The sequence below is a fragment of the Streptomyces sp. NPDC036984 genome (assembly GCF_055607665.1).
Map to the genome: position 1 here is coordinate 15,892 of NZ_JBVJRL010000020.1, position 17,722 is coordinate 33,613.

General features: G+C 71.7%; 13 protein-coding genes and 1 pseudogene. 8 read left to right on the forward strand and 6 right to left on the reverse strand.

The window, feature by feature from the left end; genetic code table 11:
- Positions 1-131 precede the first annotated feature (131 nt).
- Both ACZ7DL_RS29605 and ACZ7DL_RS29610 read left to right on the forward strand, forming a co-directional pair.
- Entirely contained in the window at positions 132-437 is a 306-nt protein-coding gene (locus ACZ7DL_RS29605) for a trypco2 family protein (protein ID WP_470778733.1), read from the forward strand.
- A 16-nt stretch (positions 438-453) separates the two neighbouring features.
- Positions 454-4,437, forward strand: a complete 3,984-nt coding sequence (locus tag ACZ7DL_RS29610; protein ID WP_470778735.1) for a S1 family peptidase — start codon at positions 454-456, stop codon at positions 4,435-4,437.
- Between the two features lie 65 nt (positions 4,438-4,502).
- Here ACZ7DL_RS29610 and ACZ7DL_RS29615 read toward each other — a convergent pair whose 3' ends face one another.
- From ACZ7DL_RS29615 to glgX, 5 genes and pseudogenes are all read right to left on the reverse strand, one after another.
- A complete protein-coding gene (locus ACZ7DL_RS29615; protein WP_470778736.1) occupies positions 4,503-5,741 on the reverse strand; it encodes a glycosyltransferase family 39 protein in 1,239 nt (412 codons plus the stop codon).
- Between the two features lie 23 nt (positions 5,742-5,764).
- Positions 5,765-6,538 (reverse strand): annotated as a pseudogene (locus ACZ7DL_RS29620) (dolichyl-phosphate beta-glucosyltransferase); the annotation flags it as partial.
- 73 nt (positions 6,539-6,611) lie between these two features.
- A complete protein-coding gene (locus ACZ7DL_RS29625) occupies positions 6,612-7,232 on the reverse strand; it encodes a hypothetical protein (protein WP_470778737.1) in 621 nt (206 codons plus the stop codon).
- Positions 7,233-7,251: 19 nt separating this feature from the next.
- Positions 7,252-7,758 carry a SigE family RNA polymerase sigma factor gene (locus tag ACZ7DL_RS29630; RefSeq protein WP_470778738.1) on the reverse strand — a complete coding sequence of 169 codons (507 nt, stop codon included), beginning with the start codon at positions 7,756-7,758 and terminating at the stop codon, positions 7,252-7,254.
- 279 nt (positions 7,759-8,037) lie between these two features.
- A complete protein-coding gene (gene glgX, locus ACZ7DL_RS29635; protein WP_470778740.1) occupies positions 8,038-10,278 on the reverse strand; it encodes a glycogen debranching protein GlgX in 2,241 nt (746 codons plus the stop codon).
- Positions 10,279-10,511: 233 nt separating this feature from the next.
- On the opposite strand from glgX, the gene ACZ7DL_RS29640 reads away from it, so the two are divergent.
- The 6 genes from ACZ7DL_RS29640 (at position 10,512) to ACZ7DL_RS29665 (ending at position 16,973) form a co-directional block, all read left to right on the forward strand.
- Positions 10,512-11,735: a L,D-transpeptidase gene (locus ACZ7DL_RS29640; protein ID WP_470778742.1), complete on the forward strand. Its 1,224-nt coding sequence runs from the start codon at positions 10,512-10,514 to the stop codon at positions 11,733-11,735.
- A gap of 157 nt (positions 11,736-11,892) precedes the next feature.
- Positions 11,893-13,116 (forward strand): L,D-transpeptidase, encoded by a 1,224-nt coding sequence (locus ACZ7DL_RS29645; protein ID WP_470778744.1) that lies wholly within the window; start codon positions 11,893-11,895, stop codon positions 13,114-13,116.
- 199 nt (positions 13,117-13,315) lie between these two features.
- On the forward strand, positions 13,316-14,083 hold the full coding sequence (locus tag ACZ7DL_RS29650) for an enoyl-CoA hydratase/isomerase family protein (protein ID WP_470778746.1): 768 nt from the start codon (positions 13,316-13,318) through the stop codon (positions 14,081-14,083).
- Between the two features lie 299 nt (positions 14,084-14,382).
- Positions 14,383-14,886 (forward strand): ATP-binding protein, encoded by a 504-nt coding sequence (locus tag ACZ7DL_RS29655; protein WP_470778748.1) that lies wholly within the window; start codon positions 14,383-14,385, stop codon positions 14,884-14,886.
- Positions 14,887-14,973: 87 nt separating this feature from the next.
- Positions 14,974-15,783, forward strand: a complete 810-nt coding sequence (locus tag ACZ7DL_RS29660) for a polysaccharide deacetylase family protein (protein WP_470778749.1) — start codon at positions 14,974-14,976, stop codon at positions 15,781-15,783.
- Complete coding sequence (locus ACZ7DL_RS29665) at positions 15,783-16,973, forward strand: YVTN family beta-propeller repeat protein (RefSeq protein WP_470778750.1); 1,191 nt, start codon at positions 15,783-15,785, stop codon at positions 16,971-16,973. Before ACZ7DL_RS29660 ends, ACZ7DL_RS29665 begins: the two co-directional genes overlap by 1 nt.
- Here the strand turns inward: ACZ7DL_RS29665 and ACZ7DL_RS29670 are convergent.
- The gene (locus tag ACZ7DL_RS29670; protein WP_470778751.1) at positions 16,940-17,590 is read right to left on the reverse strand and encodes a GNAT family N-acetyltransferase; all 651 of its coding nucleotides are present in this window, start codon (positions 17,588-17,590) and stop codon (positions 16,940-16,942) included. The two genes, ACZ7DL_RS29665 and ACZ7DL_RS29670, sit on opposite strands and share 34 nt — an antisense overlap.
- Between the last annotated feature and the right edge of the window lie 132 nt (positions 17,591-17,722).

Sequence of the window (17,722 nt, forward strand, 5' to 3'; positions counted from 1 at the left end):
GGACGCCGTCACCGGTCGCGAAAGAACGCAAGCGGGTGGCGAGTTCAAGGGTGTCGGGGTTCGACGGCCTGATCTAAGCTGATGCGCCAACGCACTGGGACATGCGGTGCACACGGGGGAGGCTGACGAGGATGAGCGAGGACGTCGGACTGGCAGCGGCTCTCGACGCGATCCGTGCCGAGCTGGCCACCGCGGCGACGCATGCCGAGGGCGATCCCGTGCGTCTTCTCGTCTCCTCCATCGAGCTCGAACTCCAGACGACGATCAGCCGCTCCGACGAGAAGAACGGCGGAGTCAGGATCCACGTGATCTCGGGAGGCCTCAAGCGGGCCGAGGCCGAGTCCGCGGTACAGACCATTCGCCTCACCCTTGACGCCGTCACGGACAGCGGCGGCCAGGTGAAGACGTCGGACCGGGTGTCGGGTCGGCCGCGCTGACGCCGTCGTGCCGCCCATGCCGAGTCATGACGTGCTGGACCCCGCCCGCGTCTGCCAGGTGTACGACCCGCACACCAAGGCTTTCGGCACGGGCTACCGGATAGCCACCCGTCTGGTCATCACGGCGCACCATGTGGTCGAGGACGTGCCCCGGTGCGAGGTCCGGCTGAGCGGCCGGGGCTGGGACCCGGTGGAGCGCGTCTGGTACGACGAGCAGCGGGACCTGGCCTTGCTGGAGTTCTGCGAAGAGCCGCCCGACGCGGTGGAGCCGGTCGGTCTGGGCCGGACGCACGCCGCTCACGGGATCGATCGTGTGAGGATCCGGAGCCTGGGGTTCCCGCACTTCGTGGAGTTCAGGGAGGACGACGCCGGGGAGCCGCTGCGCCCGCCGCACCAGGCGGAGGGACACCTGAGCCCCGGCAGCACCATGGGTGGCGGTCGCATGCGCGTCACTCTCGACGACGCACCGGCGTACTGGGGTCCCGAGGAGCACTGGACGGGGATGTCCGGAGCACCGGTGTTCGGAATCGAGTCCGGGCTCCTCCTCGGCGTCTTCGAGCTGCACCTGGAGAAGACCGGCCCCGGCATGCACGAGATCAGGGGCTTCGACGGCCTCGCCGACCCCGCGTGGGAGCGGCTCCTCGAGGAGGCGGGCGTCCGGCTGCCGCCCGAGCCGCTGCTGCCCGACGGCTGGGACCGCACCCGCAGAAAGCTGGCCACCCACCAGGCCCACCTGTCCCAGCTCGCCCGCACTCACCAGGCCCTCATCTCCGACCGCTTGCCGTTCGTCACCCCGGAGGAGCACGAGGGCACCCTGGGAACTCCGGCGCAGATCCTCGACTGGCTCACCCACGCGGTCCGGCCGTCATCGGGCCGGCGTGCCCGCCGTCAGCCCCCGGCCGTCCTGCTCGTCGGCCCTCCCGGCTGCGGAAAGACCCGTATCTGCATGGAGGTCGCGAACGCGGCCACCGCGTCGGACGACGGCTGGACGGTGATCCATCTCACCGGCATCACGACTCTTGAGGAGCTGGAGGAGACCCTCGAGGCGCTTCCCGGCCAGGTACTGCTGGTTCTCGACGACCTCGATCAGGTCACCCTTCCGCCGAACGGTGACTTCGGCAGCCTGCTGACCCGGGCGCAGCAGAACGGGTCGCGCCTGGCGCTGCTCGCCTCCGCCCGGCCGCGCTGGATGGACCGGGAGGGCAACGCGCGCAGAACCACGGTGTTCAAGACGGTCCAGGTTCCGGCGGACGCCCGCCACCAGGCACGGATCCAGGCCGAGGTGTTCAGGCAGTTCGCGCCGCGGGCCCTGGACGAGCTGGGCGAGAGGCGGCTCGCGAAGCGCTGCGGTCTTCAGCCGGCCATCGCTGTGATGCTCGCGCAGCTCTACGAGGACCTCGTCGAGCAGGGGGAGCCCTTGGACAGCGCGGACGCCGCGGTGAGGGAGGACTGGGAGTTCGCCCAGTGGGTGGATGCCCTGTTGGCCGACGCCGACCTGCGGACTTCGCGCGCGCGGAGCATGACATCCGAGTCGCGCCCCGTCGGGCAGCGGTACGTGGCCTGCGCGGCCGTGTTCGTCACCGTACCGCTGTCGGAGAGCGAGGCGCTCCGCTGTGAGACAGGGCTGCTGGACCCGACCGAAGAGATGCACCTGGTCGAACGGCTTCAGGACTGGGGCCTGCTGGAGAAGTACGGCGACCAGGTGCGGACCGTCCACGACTCGATCGCCGACGAGTACCTGCGCCATGTCCTGTTCGACGACGACGCCGACACCGCGCGCCTACGCCAGGACGTGTTCGGCCAAGTGCTCGACGCGGGCCTGCTCTCCGACGCACACCTGCGGAACCTGGTCCGCAACCTGGAACGGCTGAACGACACCTTCCCGCTTGAGGGCAGGCGCGCCGTGGCACTGGCCGACGGCGTCCAGCAGTGGTGGCAGGAGAAGGCCGACGAGATCGAGAGCTGGCTGACGGAGCACGCCTCGGCCGGCACCCTGCTCGCGCTGCTCGCCGGCGACCTGTGGCGGCCCGCCGGCGAGGCCCGCCGGCGCGGCATCGTGGAGTCCTGGCTGATCCGCAACGGCCTCAGCCACCGGGCCTGGCAGGTGCTCGCCAACATCCGTGCCTACGACATTCTGCCGGCCGACGTCCTGAGGTCGTTCGCCCTCTCCTGGGTGGCCAAGCACCACACATCGCGAGACGCCTATGTGCTCCTCAACCATCTGCTGCGGGACCCGGCCATCGAAGCACCGCTCCACGACGGGCTCGTCAGGATGGCCGGGGAATGGCTCACCGAGCATGGGCTGACGCGCCACGCGCCGTTCATCCTGAGCGCTCTGCTGAGTCCCACCGGGCAGCAGCTCCCGGCGGACCGCGCCCAGGCACTGCTGCAGGCGGCGGTCCGCTGGCTCGAGAACCGCAAAGCGACGGAGGTGACGTTCCTCGTCAAGTCGCTCCTGGACCGGCAGGGGCTGCGGGGCCAGGCGTTGCACGACGCGGTGGACATCCTGCTCGACGATTACACCGCCCCGGACGCGCTCTCGACGAGCTACATCCTTCCGCCCCTGCTGGAGCGGATGCGCGACTGCGGGGACCTCCGGCCGGATCAGGGCAGAGAGGTGTTCTCGCGCGCCTTCGCCTGGCTGGCGAACCACGGGGAGACACCGGCCGCGGGGCACGTGCTGGCGGCGCTGGTCGCAGCGCCGATCCCCTACGACAGGACCGCGCATCGCGCCCTGCACCTGGCCCTGGTCTGGCTGCGCGACAACCCGACGGACGCGCAGGCCGGAAGGCTCCACTCCAGCCTCCTGAAAACCCACATCAAGCTGACCGACGACGATCTGGACTGCCTCCGGGAACTGACCCCGGAGTGGCTCGAGGTGCAGGGCACGGAACACCCCTCGTGGCCCTCGGTGTTCGCCGGGGCGGTACGCAGAAGACTCCTGGAGAGCGAGGACCTCCCCGGCTTGGCGGCCGCCGCCCTGGACCTGTACGAGCGGCAGCCGTCGCCCTCAGGGGTCCGCAACCTGGTGCAGCCGCTGCTGATGCAGACCGATCTCGACGAGGCGCTGTCGGCCCGCCTCCTGCGTCTGACCTTCGGCATCCTCCGCGAGAACCCCGCCGACCCGCAGAACAGCTACATGCTGACCTCGCTGTTCCGGGGGCCCTACCTACCGCAGGAGGCAGCCGCCGATGCCGTGTCGGCGACGGTGACGTGGCTGGACGGCAACACCAGGGACAGCAGCGGGATCCGCCTGCTGTCCACCGCACTGGCGCTCGACTGCGTCCCGGCCGGAAGCCTGGACCCCTTGGCCAACCGCGCGGTCGACCGGATCACGTTGCGAACGCTGCGGAAGGCGGACGGCCTGCGTCTGCTGAGGACGCTCTGCTCCCGCCGAGCGGTGTTCCCCCCGACCTGGAACCGCGTCGTCTCCCGCACCTGCTCGGTGCTGAGGAACGTCACCGAGGACGACGACGTCTACGCCGTGCTCGTCATACTGCTGACGGGCAGCGAGGGCCTCACCCCGGCCGTCCTGAACGAACTCCACGCCCGCTGCCTGGCTTGGGCGGACACCTCCCTGCCGACCGGTTACCGCCCCAAGGCGGGCAGCCACGTACTCGGCCGCATGCTGGAACATCCCCGGCTCTCCCGGAAGCAGGCGGAGGACGCGGTGGGGATCGCCGTGCGATGGATGGGGCCGGCGCCCTACGCGCCCCAGTTCGGCAGGGTGCTGTCCGCCGTCTTGAGTCTCGGCGGCCTGCCCGCCGAGCTGACTCGGGCCGCGATCGGTACCAGCCTGCAGTGGCTGGAGCACTTCGCGGACCGCGACAGCGCCGCCCCCGTCCTCCTCGGCGTGTGCCGTTCGGCGCTCACCCACGCGGACGCGGTCCGGGCCGCACACTGCTGCGCGACCTGGCTGGGCGCCCACAGGGACAACGGCTCGGGGCAGTTCCGCCGGATCGCGGAGTGCCGCAAGCGCCTCGTGTCGCGCATCGGGTAGCTGCCCTGAAGTACCACCCTCCGTCCGGGCGCATCGGGGATGCTTCCGGGAATCGGGCGCTGCACCTACGGCACCCCCAGCTCGAACAGCGCATAGCCGGCGTACGAGCCGGAGGCCAGGGCCGCGATGCCCAGCAGCGTGCACTGCACGGGCAGGCTGAGCCGGCGCATCGCGACCGCGAGCGGCAGGAACAGCGGGAAGCAGGGCAGCAGATAACGGGAGATGTTGGCGACGATCTGCTGGCTGCCGAGGACCAGGGCGAGGGTGAGGACGGTGTACAGGACCAGCACCGCCGGCGGACGCAGCCGCAGCAGCAGGGGCAGCAGCCCGCACACGAGCAGGATGACACCGACCGAGATGACGTCCGCGAAGGGATACGCGAAGAGATAGTCGAACTTGCCCACCGGTACGGACGTCAGCACGTCCAGGGTCTGCTCGCCGTAGTCGAAGCTGTGCGCCCAGGCGCCCGACTGGAGCTTGAAGTAGCCGCCCAGGTCGCCCATCCGGTTGCCGACCCAGAGCAGATAGCCGAGCAGCCCCAGTGGCGCCACGGCCATCGCCAGGACCGGGCGCAGCACGCCGTCCTCGCCGCGGCGCAGGGAGAGCAGCGCGGCCACGGCGAGCGCGGCGATCAGCGCGGCGGCCGTGGGCCGGTTCAGGCCGGCCGCGAAGGTGAGCACGCCGGCGGCGAGCCAGCGGCGGGTGAGGACGGCGTGGCAGGCCCAGGCGGCCAGGGCCACGTAGAGGGAGTCGGAGTAGACCGCCCACTCCACGCCCGAGCCCGGCCACACCGCCCACAGCCCGGCCGCCGCGAGCCCGGCCCGCCGGCCGCCGAACCGCTCGGCGATGGCGTAGATGCCGAGGGCGGCGGCGAAGGAGGCGACGATCGAGACCAGGAGCCCGGCGCCGTACGAGCCGAGGCCGGTGACCGCCGAGGTCAGCCGGATCAGGGCCGGGTAGAGCGGGAAGAAGGCCGCCGAGTTGCCCTCCAGCGTGATCAGGCCGGTGGCGCCCGGCACCGGGACGAGCTTCGGGTCGTAGCCGTGCAGCGCGATCTGCTGGTACCACCAGCCGTCCCAGGTGGCCAGCACGTCCCAGGCGTGCGCGCCGCCGCCGAACCGTGGGTGCTTGGTGCGGTAGTCCCCGGCGGAGGACAGCAGATACAGGAAGGAGCAGAATCCGGCCAGCTTCAGCGTGCCGAACATGGCGAGGACCGGTCCGTGGCGGCGGGCGGCGGCCCGCAGCCGGCCACGGGGCTCGGCTCCGGCGGCCGGCGTCCGTAGGTGGGGCAGGGTCGCGGTCATCGGGTCACCGGCCCCGGCCGGCGGCGGGCCAGGCTGCGCCGCATCCGTACGATCCCGCGCAGATCCGCCAGCGCGGTGGCGACGATGTCGACGCTGCTGTCGGGGTCGTCCACCCAGTCCACCGGCACCTCGTGGATCCTGAGGCCCGCCCGCTCGGCGAGCACCAGCAGCTCCGTGTCGAAGAACCACTCCCCGTCCCGCACCAGGGGCAGCAGCCGCTCGGCCGTCTCGCGCCGGACCGCCTTGAAACCGCATTGCGCGTCGGAGAAGCCCACGGAGAGCGTGCAGCGCAGCAGGACGTTGTAACAGCGGGATATCACCTCGCGCTTGGCCCCGCGCACCACCCGGGCGCCGGGCGCCAGCCGGGTGCCGATGGCCAGGTCGGAGTGGCCCGAGATCAGCGGGGCGACCAGCGGCAGCAGCGCGGTGAGCCCGGTGGACAGATCCACGTCGAGATAGGCCAGCACGGGCGCCCGGGAGCCCGACCAGGCCGCCCGCAGGGCCCGGCCGCGCCCCTTCTCGGGCAGCCGCAGCGAGGTCACTTCGGGGAGTTCGGCGGCGAGCCGGGCGGCGATGGCCGGTGTGCGGTCGGTGCTCGCGTTGTCGGCGATGGTGATCCGGAACGGGTAGGGGAAGGTGTCCCGCAGATGCGTGTGCAGCTGCCGGACGTTGGGCTCCAGGTCCTTCTCCTCGTTGAACACCGGCACGGCCACGTCCAGGACGGGCTCGTCCTGGGGCGTCCGCAGGGGTGCGAGCCCGGGCGCCGGTGCCGGGGCCGGTGGCCGGGTCGATCGGATGTATGTCACGTAATTCCCCGTTTGTTCTGGAGTGTCGGGCATGGCGAGGCACGCGGGAGGGCGGCGGAGAGGGCTAGCCGGCCGGGCTGACCATCGAGGAGGGGTCGTCCGACGGCTCGACGGTTGCGCCGGCAGGTGCCGTGGCGGGCGGCGTGGTGCTGCCGCCCCGGGCGGTGGCGGTGGGCGCCGCCGGCTCGTGCGTGGCGGTGGCCGAACTCCCGCGCGTCGCGGGCGGCTCGGAGGCCGTCGCGGTGTCGTGCGGCGTCGGGAAGTCCGTCGGCGTCGAGGTCGCCGAGGTCGCCGAGGACGCCGAGGACGTCGAGGAGGAGGACGGCGGCGTGCTCGGCGACTCGGTCGGCGACGGCGAAGTGCTCGGCGTCGGTCCCGGGCTGGTCAGGGGCCTGGGATGCGGTGCCGTGGGCCGGTCCTCGGTGTGGCCGTGCGGCCACAGGAACAGCGCCAGGCCGAGCCCGGTCACCGCCAGGACCGAACCGGCGGCCCGGCGCGCCGTACGCACCCGGCGCCGGGTCCGCACCCCCGCGCGCAGCGCCTCCCGGTGCCGGGTCTCGAAGGACGCCGGCTGCCGGTCCTGGTGCATGAGCCGGGTCAGCTGCCGCTCGAAGGGATCCAGGTGATCCAGGTGATCGACGCCGTCCATGGCGTCGAGGCGGTCCGTGCGGTCTGTGCGATCCATGTGGTCCATGGGTCCTCCCTCACCCCACCGGCTCGATGACGTCGGCCAGGAGCCGGCGCAGCCGGGCCACCCCGCGCGCGGCATGGGACCGGGCCGTGCCCACCGGACAGCCCAGGGTCTGTGCGACCTGCCGGTCGGGCAGGTCCTGGTAGTAGCGCAGGACCACGGCGGCCCGCTGCTGCGGCGTCAGCTGTGCGAGCGCCGCCTCCAGGCGGGAGCGCTCGGCCACGGTCGCCGACACGTCGCCGGCCGCCACCACCTCGGGCAGCTGCTCCACGGGCCGCTCACCCCACCAGCGCCGCCGGGCCGAACGGGCCGCGGCTCGCGCCAGCACCTTGCGCACATACGCCTCCGGAGCCTCGTCGGCGACCTTCGGCCAGACGAACCACAGCTTGACCAAGGACTCCTGCAGCAGGTCCTCGGCGCGGTGCCGGTCGCCCCCGGTGAGCAGACGGGCCAGATGGAACAACACCGACCAGCGGGCCGCCACGAACGCGTCGTACTCACCGGCCCTGGTCTGCTCCATTCCCACGGTCCCCGTTCTCGCCGGCTGTCTACACCAGGGGAAAGGCCCTGGACCCCCACCCGCGCTGCACTCGGAGAGCGTGATCTGCGTCACGCACAGTCGGCACACAGGCCTTGGGGAGTCTTGCGCACCGCCGTGGCCGCGGATTCAGGCGGCCCCCGTGAGCAGCACCGACCGCGGTGCCGGGCGATCCCGAGCAGCCCACCGCCCCCGTGTCAGGCGGCCCTGAGCAGCAACATCGCCCCGTGTCAGGCGACCTTGCGCAACACCGTCGCGGTGTCAGGCGACCTTGAGCAGCAGCACCGTCCGCGCCGGCACCGTGATCTGCGCGCCCGCGCGGTGGGCCGTCCCGGGCGCCTCCGCCTGCTCCTCCGCAGAGGTGTCCACGACCACCTCGTACCGCTCCGCCCACGGCGGCCCGGGCAGTACGAAGCCGGTCGGCCGGTCACCCGCGTGCAGTACCGCGAGGAAGCTGTCGTCCACCACCGGCGCGCCCCGCTCGTCCCGCCCCGGGATGTCCCGCCCGGACAGGTACATGCCGAGCGTGGCCGCGGGCGCGTACCAGTCGCCCTCGGTCATCTCCGCGCCCCGCGCCGTGAACCAGGCCAGGTCGCGCAGCCCGTCCGCGGTCTGGGCCCGGCCGGAGAAGAAGGCCCGCCGGCGGAGCACCGGATGCCGGTGGCGCAGCGCGATCAGCCGCGAGGTCAGCTCGCACAGGGCCCGCCAGCCGGGATCCTCCAGCAGCGACCAGTCCAGCCAGCTGATCTCGTTGTCCTGGCAGTAGGCGTTGTTGTTGCCGCGCTGGGTGCGGCCGAGTTCGTCGCCGGCGACCAGCATCGGCACGCCGGTGGACAGCAACAGGGTGGTGAGAAGGTTCCGCAGCTGCCGGCGGCGCAGCGTCCGCACCCGCTCGTCGTCGGTCTCGCCCTCCGCCCCGCAGTTCCAGGAGCGGTTGTCGTGCGTGCCGTCCCGGTTGTTCTCGCCGTTGGCCTCGTTGTGCTTGGTCTCGTACGACACCAGGTCGCGCAGGGTGAAACCGTCGTGCGCGGTGACGAAGTTGACGGAGGCGTACGGGCGGCGGCCGCCCCAGGCGTACAGGTCGCTGGAGCCGGAGAGGCGGTAGCCCATCTCGCGCACGTCGGGCAGGGCGTGCCGCCAGAAGTCCCGGACGGCGTTGCGGTAGCGGTCGTTCCACTCGGTCCACAGGGGCGGGAAGGCGCCCACCTGGTAGCCGCCGGAGCCGATGTCCCACGGCTCCGCGATCAGTTTCACCCGGCGCAGCACCGGGTCCTGGGCGATCACCGCCAGGAACGGGGAGAGCATGTCGACGTCGTGCATCGAGCGGGCCAGCGCCGCCGCGAGGTCGAAGCGGAAGCCGTCCACGCCCATCTCGGTCACCCAGTAGCGCAGCGAGTCCGTGATCAGTCGCAGCACCTGCGGCTGGACGACGTGCAGGGTGTTGCCGCAGCCGGTGTAGTCGGCGTACCGGCGGGCGTCGTGCTGGAGGCGGTAGTAGCCGCGGTTGTCGATGCCCTTCAGGGACAGCGTCGGCCCCAGCTCGCCCGCCTCGGCGGTGTGGTTGTAGACCACGTCGAGGATGACCTCGATGCCGGCCGCGTGCAGCGCGCGCACCATCCGCTTGAACTCGCCGACCTGCTGCCCGGTCGTACCGGAGGCCGCGTAGGCCGCGTGCGGGGCGAAGTAGCCGATGGAGTTGTAGCCCCAGTAGTTCTTCAGACCGCGGCGCAGCAGATGGTCCTCGTGGGCGAACTGGTGCACCGGCAGCAGTTCGACGGCGGTGACGCCGAGCCGCACCAGGTGCTCGATCGCGGCCGGGTGCGCCAGTCCCGCGTAGGTGCCGCGCAGTTCCTCGGGGATGCCGGGGTGGAGCCTGGTGAAACCCCTGACGTGCAGCTCGTAGATGACCGAGTCCGCCCACGGCGTCTTGGGGCGGCGGTCGTCGGACCAGTCGTCGTCATCGTGGACGACGACCCCCTTGGGCACGTACGGCGCCGAGTCCCGCTCGTCGCGCACGGTGTCCGCCACCTGCTGCTCCGGCCAGTCCCGGACGTGTCCGTACACCTCCGGCGGCAGGCTGAACTCTCCGTCCACCGCGCGCGCGTACGGGTCGAGCAGCAGCTTGGCCGGGTTCCAGCGGGCCCCGGTCCACGGGTCCCAGCGGCCGTCCACCCGGTAGCCGTAGCGTTGTCCGGGCATCACGCCCGGCACGAAGCCGTGCCAGATCTCGTGCGTCAGCTCGGTCAGCGGGAGCTGCGTCTCCCGGCCGCCCTCGTCGAACAGGCACACCCGGACCGCCTCCGCCCCGGCCGCCCACAGCGCGAAGTTGGTGCCGGCGACCCCGTCCGGACCGACCCGGACCCGGGCCCCCAGCGGGGTCGGCGCACCCGGCCACACGGCCGGGACGGGTGGTACGGCCCGCCGGGCGCCGTTCGCCGCCGCCGGTTGCCCGCTCCCGGCCGGCTCCCCGGCCGGTGCCCGCTGCTCGGCTGCGCTCGTCACTGTCGGCCCCTCTTCTCAGTGGCTCGCCCGAGGGGCGCGGTCGGCCGTGCCGAGAGGCCGGGGAGCGTTCCGGCACCCCGGCCACCCGGTACGACTGCGCCCCGACGGCTCCGACCGGGCTGGGGGTGCCCCCTCTGGGGGAGGCTCCCAACGTGTCGTTCTTCCCTCTGTTCTGCCCAATGCGTGGCTCGCACTCACGTTTCCCCGGAGCGGGCCCGGTCGTTGAGACCCGCGTGAGGCACGTACAAAGACGCGCACGGCGCGCGGGGGCCGCGCTGGCCGCCGTACTGACATGGGCGGGGCTGCTCGCGGGCTGCTCCGGGGACGGCTCGGGGCCGTTGGGCATGGGCGGGGCGCTGGTCGAGCCCCCGGCCCCCGAGGAGGTCGTCCGGGTGACCCCGGACGACGACAGCAGGGGCGTACGCCCCGGCGAGCGGCTACGGATCCGGGTGCCCGGCGGGCGCCTGGAGAAGGTGACGGTGATCAGGTCACAGGACGCGCAGGACTCCCCGGTCACCGGGCGCATCAGCGAAGACGGCCTGAGCTGGCGGCCCGACGAGGACCGGCTGGCGCTGGCCGCCAAGTACACCGTCGACGTGGTCGCGCTGGACTCCCACGGCCGCCGCTCGGCCCGGCACACCACGTTCACCACCTACGTCCCCGACGAACGGTTCATCGGCTACGTCACCCCCGAGAACCGCTCCACCGTCGGCACCGGGATGATCGTGTCGCTCTCCTTCAGCCGGGAGATCGAGAACCGCGCCGCCGTCGAACGGGCCGTCCGCGTCAGCGCCCGGCCGCCCGTCGAGATCCGTCCGCACTGGTTCGGCAAGAACCGCCTGGACTTCCGGCCCGAGCAGTACTGGAAGCCCGGCACCGAGGTCACCGTCGACCTGGGCCTGCGGGACGTCGAAGGCGCGCGCGGCGTCTACGGCCTCCAGGACAAGACCTTCTCCTTCACCGTCGGCCGCGGTCAGGTCTCCCTGGTCGACGCGTCCAAGCACACCATGGAGGTACGGCGCGACGGACAGCTCCTCGCCACCGTCCCGATCACCGCGGGTGCCCCCAAGCACCCGACGTACAACGGGAAGATGGTGGTGATGGACATGCTGGAGGTCACCCGCATGAACAGCCGGACGGTCGGCTTCGGCGGCGAGTACGACATCCCCGACGTGCCGCACGCCATGAAACTCACCGACTCCGGCACCTTCCTGCACGGCAACTACTGGGCACCGGACGCCCCCGGCCGGGTCAACGTCAGCCACGGCTGCGTGGGGCTGACGGACGTCAAGGGCGGCAGCTCGGACACCCCGGCGGGCTGGTTCTTCGACCGCAGCCTCGTCGGTGACGTCGTCGAAGTGGTGAACAGCAAGGACAAAACGGTCGCACCCGACAACGGGCTCGGAGGGTGGAACATGGCCTGGAAGGAGTGGAAAGCGGGCAGCGCGGTGAAGTAACCAGGTGAGGGGCGGGGTTCACGGTGAGGGTGCCGGACGGAAGTTGCGACGGAACGGTGACATTCGGCTGACACCCTCCTCAAAACCTGGCAGTTAATATGCGCGCACCAGTGTGGTGGGGAGCGGGCCTGACCTGGCCCGGCGAGGGGAGAACAACTTGAACATACGGCCTTCAGCGGGGGCGTCGGAGAAGGTGCGGCGAGGCCGTAGGGGACTGGCACTCATAGCCGGCGCCCTGGTGCTGTCGCTCACCGCGTGTGGCGGAGGCGGGGACTCCGGTTCCGGCTCCGGCAAGGGCAAGGGCGGCGCACAGGGCGGGCAGTCCACGGCCGCCGTCAGCATCTCGCCCAAGTCCGGTGCCACCGGCGTCGACACCAGCGGCGCACTCAAGATAAACGTCACCCAGGGCAAGCTGACCGAGGTCACCGTCAAGGACGAGAAGGGCGCGAAGGTCGACGGGGCCATCACCGGGGGCGGCGCCTCCTGGGCGCCGTCGACCCATCTGGCCGCGGCCACCAAGTACACCGTGCACGCGGTCGCCAAGGACTCCGAGGGTCGCGAGGCCGCCGAGGACGCCACCTTCACCACGCTCACCCCGAAGAACACCTTCGTCGGCTCCTTCACCCCCGAGGACGGCTCCACCGTCGGCGTCGGCATGCCGTTCTCCATACGCTTCACCCGGGGCATCACCAGCCCGGACGCGGTCGAGAAGGCCATACGCATCAAGACCGAGCCGGCCGTCGACGTCGAGGGCCACTGGTTCGGCAACGACCGACTGGACTTCCGCCCCGAGAAGTACTGGAAGGCCGGCACCAAGGTCACCGTCGACCTCGACCTGGACGGCGTCGAGGGCCGCGACGGCGTCTACGGCAAGCAGCGCAAAACCGTGAAGTTCACCATCGGCCGCGACCAGGTCTCCGTCGTGGACGCCGAGAAGCACACGATGAAGGTCACCCAGGACGGCAAGGTCGTCAAGACCATCCCGGTCACCACCGGCAAGCCCGGCTACGACACCTGGAACGGCCAGATGGTCATGAGCGAGAAGCTCACCGTCACCCGGATGAACGGCGAGACCGTCGGCTACGGCGGCGAGTACGACATCAAGGACGTCCCGCACGCCATCCGCCTCACCAACTCCGGCACCTTCATCCACGGCAACTACTGGGGCGGCGGCGCTTTCGGCAACTACAACGCCAGCCACGGCTGCGTGGGCCTGCGCGACGTGCGCGGCGGCTACGACGGCTCCGTCCCGGCGGCCTGGTTCTTCAACCACTCCATGATCGGCGACGTGGTGGTCGTCAAGAACTCCCACGACCGCACGGTGGACCCGGCCAACGGCCTCAACGGCTGGAACATGTCCTGGGCCGACTGGAAGAAGTGAGCCCCCACCGACGTACGGGCCCGGCGCTGTGACCCACGGCACCGGGCCCGTTCCCGTGGGTCCCCGTACTGTTTCCCCGTGCTGTGCCCGCCTGGGCCCATCGAGATGCGGCTACCGCCGCGCGGCCCCCGCACCCCCCGGGCGGGTGTGATCGACCGCACCCGGGCCGTTGCCGTTAGTCCCCGTTAACCTGGCCTCCATGACCGTCTCTCTCGAAGTCGCCGAAGGCGTCGGCATCCTGCGTCTGGACCGGCCGCCGATGAACGCGCTGGACATCGCCACCCAGGACCGGCTGAAGGAGCTCGCCGAGGAGGCCACGCGCCGCGACGACGTGCGCGCCGTGGTGATCTACGGTGGCGAGCGGGTGTTCGCGGCGGGTGCGGACATCAAGGAGATGCAGGACATGGACCACACCGGGATGGTCCTGCGCGCCCGCGCCCTCCAGGACTCCTTCACCGCCGTGGCCCGCATCCCCAAGCCCGTCGTCGCCGCCATCACCGGCTACGCGCTCGGCGGCGGCTGCGAGCTGGCCCTGTGCGCCGACTACCGCATCGCCGCCGACAACGCCAAGCTCGGCCAGCCCGAGATCCTGCTCGGTCTGATCCCGGGCGCCGGCGGCACCCAGCGGCTGCCCCGGCTGATCGGCCCGTCCAAGGCGAAGGACCTCATCTTCACCGGCCGTCAGGTCAAGGCCGACGAGGCCCTCGCGATCGGCCTGGTGGACCGGGTCGTCCCGGCCGCCGAGGTGTACGAGCAGGCGCACGCCTGGGCCGCGAAGCTCGCCCAGGGCCCGGCGATCGCGCTGCGCGCGGCCAAGGAGTCCGTCGACACCGGCCTGGAGACCGACATCGACACCGGGCTCGCCGTCGAACGGAACTGGTTCGCGGGCCTGTTCGCCACCGAGGACCGCGAGCGGGGCATGCGCAGCTTCGTGGAGGAGGGGCCCGGCAAGGCGAAGTTCCTCTGACGGTCAGCCGCGCGGACTTGCCGTCAAGTCCTCCGAAAGGACGCGTAATTGACGCGTCGTTTCATCCGGGTCCCTCGATGGGGCGGTTTATGGGAGGCTTAAGGCAACCTTAAGCCTGCCGCGTCGAGGGAGCCCGTCGATTGCCCGGAAGTGAGCCGTCGTCGCAGGTCGGCCGGGTTGTGCCGGACATCGTCATGCCGGGGGCATATGCCGACCGATGGGCGCGGAAGGGGGGCGCACAGGGGGCGTATTCCGCCGGAACGGCCCCCAGGACGGCTCCGGACGGCCATCATGGGGGCATGGCGGGGCTGGAGGGTATCGAACAGCCGCGGGGACAAGGCCGTGCAGCCGCGGCACGCTGGTCGCCCGCGGTGGAGGACGAACAGGCGCTCAAGGCGCTCGAACTGTTCGGCAACCCCACGGAGGCGGAGGTACCGCTGCCGTCCCGCCCGGAGTCCGCGGCCACCGCCCGCCGGCTCGCCCAGGTCGTCGTCCTGCGCACCTGGCGGCTCACCCCGAAACTCGCCGAGGACGCGGTCTTGCTCGTGTCGGAACTCGTCGGCAACGCCGTACGGCACACCGGGGCCCGAGTCTTCGGCCTGCGGATGCGCCGCCGCCCCGGCTGGATCCGGGTGGAGGTGCGCGACCCCTCCCGCGGGCTGCCCTGCCTGATGCCGGTCCAGGAACTGGACGTCAGTGGACGCGGCCTGTTCCTCGTGGACAAGCTCTCCGACCGCTGGGGCGTCGATCTGCTGCCGCGCGGCAAGACGACGTGGTTCGAGATGCGGGTCGCCGACCGCTGACGCTTCGCAGGGCGGCCGATGCGCACCGCGACCCGAAATCGGCGTAAATCGGGCTAATCTCCGCTTTTCTCTTCAATCCGCCCTTAAATGGTGCGCGTGACCTCCACCCACCGCCGTGATGTGCTGCGCGCCGGCGCCGGGCTCGTTGCCGGCGGTGCGCTCACCGCCGGTTGCGGCAGCGGGCAGGCCGCCCCGCCGCCCGCCCCGGCCCCCACGTCCCCCTCCGTACGCCCGTCGGCGGCCCCCGCTCCCACCCCGCATCCCCCGGCGGCCCCGGCTCCCCGCGCCTACCCCGGGCTGCCCCTCCAGATCACCCACGGCCCGCGCACCCGCCCCCAGGTGGCCCTCACCTTCCACGGCCAGGGCGACCCCGCCCTCGCCCGCACGCTGCTCGCCACGGCCGAACAGCGCGGCGCCCGGCTCACCGTGCTCGCCGTCGGCAGCTGGCTCGACGAGCACCCCGGCCTCGCCCGCCGGATCCTCGACGGTGGCCACGACCTCGGCAACCACACCCAGCGGCACATCTCCGTCAACGCCATGTCCGAAGCCGGCGCACGCCAGGAGATCACCGACTGCGCCGAGCGGCTCAGGCGGCTCACCGGATCCATCGGCACCTGGTTCCGCCCCTCCCGCGCCCCGACCGCCTCCCCGCTCGTCGCCCGGCTGGCCCGCGCCGCCGGCTACCCGCACGTGCTGTCGTACGACGTCGACTCGCTCGACTACACCCGTCCGGGCGCCGCCGCCGTCACCCGCGAGGTCCTCGCCGACGTGCGCAACGGATCGGTGGTGAGCCTGCACTTCGGATACCCGGACACGGTCGCCGCCCTTCCCGACGTCCTCACCGAACTCGCCCGCCGCGGACTGCGCGCGGTCACCACCACGGAGCTGCTGAGCTGATGCGAACCACAAAAGCCGCCCGCCTGCTGGCCGCCGGTGCCGCCGTCACCGCCCTCGCCCTGCTGTCCGCGTGCGGCGGCGGCGACCGGCACCGTGAGCAGGCGGCGCCGGCCAGCAAGGCACCGGCCCAGCCGCAGCTGCGCAAGCAGCCGCGGGTGAACGTGCTCCCCGGGATGCCGCCGGTGGAGGACCCGGCCGACCTGTACGCCGCCGACCGGCCGAACCGGCTCTCGCCCGTGGTCAGGGGCTTCCCCTCCCGGGTCTACGTCCCCAACACCAACTCCGACACCGTCAGCGTCATCGACCCCGCGACCTACCGGGTCGTCGAGACCATCCCGGTCGGCCGCCAGCCCCAGCACGTCGTGCCGTCCTGGGACCTGAAGACCCTCTGGGTCAACAACGACCTCGGCAACACCCTCACCCCCATCGACCCGAGGACCGGCAGGGCCGGCGAGCCGGTCGACGTGCACGACCCGTACAACCTGTACTTCACGCCCGACGGCAAGTACGCGGTCGTCATGGCCTCCATGGACCGGCAGCTGGTCTTCCGGGACGCGCACACCATGAAGGTCGTCAAGACCGTCCCGGTCAGCTGCTACGGCGTCAACCACGCCGACTTCTCCATCGACGGCCGGTACTTCATCGTCTCCTGCGAGTTCAGCGGCGAGATCCTCAAGGTCGACACCGCGAAGATGGAGGTCGTCGCCCAGGAGAAGCTGCCCTTCCACGGCGCCATGCCGCAGGACGTCAAGATCTCTCCGGACGGCAAGCTGTTCTACATCGCCGACATGATGGCGAACGGCCTGTGGATCCTGAACGGCGACACCTTCGACCGGCCCCGGTTCCTGCCCACCGGCAAGGGCACCCACGGCCTCTACATCAGCCGCGACTCCCGCGAGATGTACATCTCCAACCGTGGCGAGGGCACCGTCTCCGTCTTCGACTTCACCCAGGACCGGCTCACGAAGAAGTGGCATCTGCCCGACGGCGGCAGCCCCGACATGGGTGGTGTCTCCGCCGACGGCAAGACCCTGTGGCTCTCCGGCCGCTACAACTCCGAGGTCTACGCCATCGACACCCGCACCGGCACCGAACTGGCCCGCATCAAGGTCGGCAGCGGTCCCCACGGCCTCGCCGTCTATCCCCAGCCGGGCCGCTACTCGCTGGGGCACACCGGCATCTTCCGCTGAAGCAGCAGCTCCGAGCCCACCGGACGGTACCCGGCCGCCTGGAACGCCCGCAGGCTGCGGGCGTTCCCCGGCGCGACCTGCGCCCACAGCGGCTCCGCCGCGAGCTGCCTGGCCGCCGTCAGCAGCGCCCGGCCGAGCCCCCGGTGCCGTGCCCCCTCGTCGACCTCGACGGACACCTCCAGCCGGTCGGCGACCCCGCGCCCCAGGACGAGCACGCCGCCGTCCGCCGTCCACGCCCGTATGCCCTCGCGCCGCCGGCGGGCGTAGGCGATGCGGGGATGGCCGGCGTCCTCGATCTCCGTCAGCGCGAGCGGCGGCCGGCCGGGCAGCGGGGAGCTCACCAGGACCGCGTCGACGGTCTCGCACCTGCGGCCCGTCCGGGCCAGGAAGGCGGCCAGGAAGACGGGGTTCATCGTCGCGGCGAGCGGGTCGCAGTCCACGGCGTCCAAGGCGGCGTACACCCACTGCGGGTCCTCGTCCGTGAAGACGACGGAGTGCGCGGTGAAGGAGATCACCCCCGCGTCCCGGCCGTGCTGCGGCAGGACCGTCGTACGGCCGTCCGGCGGCGGGAAGACGCCGTGCGCCGCCGCGTCGAGTACGTTCCGCAAGGTCACCACACCGTGCTCCTCGAGTCTCCGCCGACGGGGAGCCCAGCCTCGCAGATGCACTGCATTCCATGGGCGAGGCCCCAGGCCGTTAATCTGACCAGCGTCAGTACGCCAGCACGGCATGAGAAACGCGAACAAAAG

Excerpts from the sequence above, each read along its gene's own strand:
- ACZ7DL_RS29615 (WP_470778736.1), bottom strand. The coding sequence starts at position 5,741 with ATGACCGCGACCCTGCCCCACCTACGGACGCCGGCCGCCGGAGCCGAG.
- ACZ7DL_RS29655 (WP_470778748.1), top strand. The coding sequence starts at position 14,383 with ATGGCGGGGCTGGAGGGTATCGAACAGCCGCGGGGACAAGGCCGTGCA.
- ACZ7DL_RS29610 (WP_470778735.1), top strand. The coding sequence starts at position 454 with ATGCCGAGTCATGACGTGCTGGACCCCGCCCGCGTCTGCCAGGTGTAC.
- ACZ7DL_RS29605 (WP_470778733.1), top strand. The coding sequence starts at position 132 with ATGAGCGAGGACGTCGGACTGGCAGCGGCTCTCGACGCGATCCGTGCC.
- ACZ7DL_RS29650 (WP_470778746.1), top strand. The coding sequence starts at position 13,316 with ATGACCGTCTCTCTCGAAGTCGCCGAAGGCGTCGGCATCCTGCGTCTG.
- ACZ7DL_RS29665 (WP_470778750.1), top strand. The coding sequence starts at position 15,783 with ATGCGAACCACAAAAGCCGCCCGCCTGCTGGCCGCCGGTGCCGCCGTC.
- ACZ7DL_RS29630 (WP_470778738.1), bottom strand. The coding sequence starts at position 7,758 with ATGGAGCAGACCAGGGCCGGTGAGTACGACGCGTTCGTGGCGGCCCGC.
- ACZ7DL_RS29660 (WP_470778749.1), top strand. The coding sequence starts at position 14,974 with ATGGTGCGCGTGACCTCCACCCACCGCCGTGATGTGCTGCGCGCCGGC.
- ACZ7DL_RS29625 (WP_470778737.1), bottom strand. The coding sequence starts at position 7,232 with ATGGATCGCACAGACCGCACGGACCGCCTCGACGCCATGGACGGCGTC.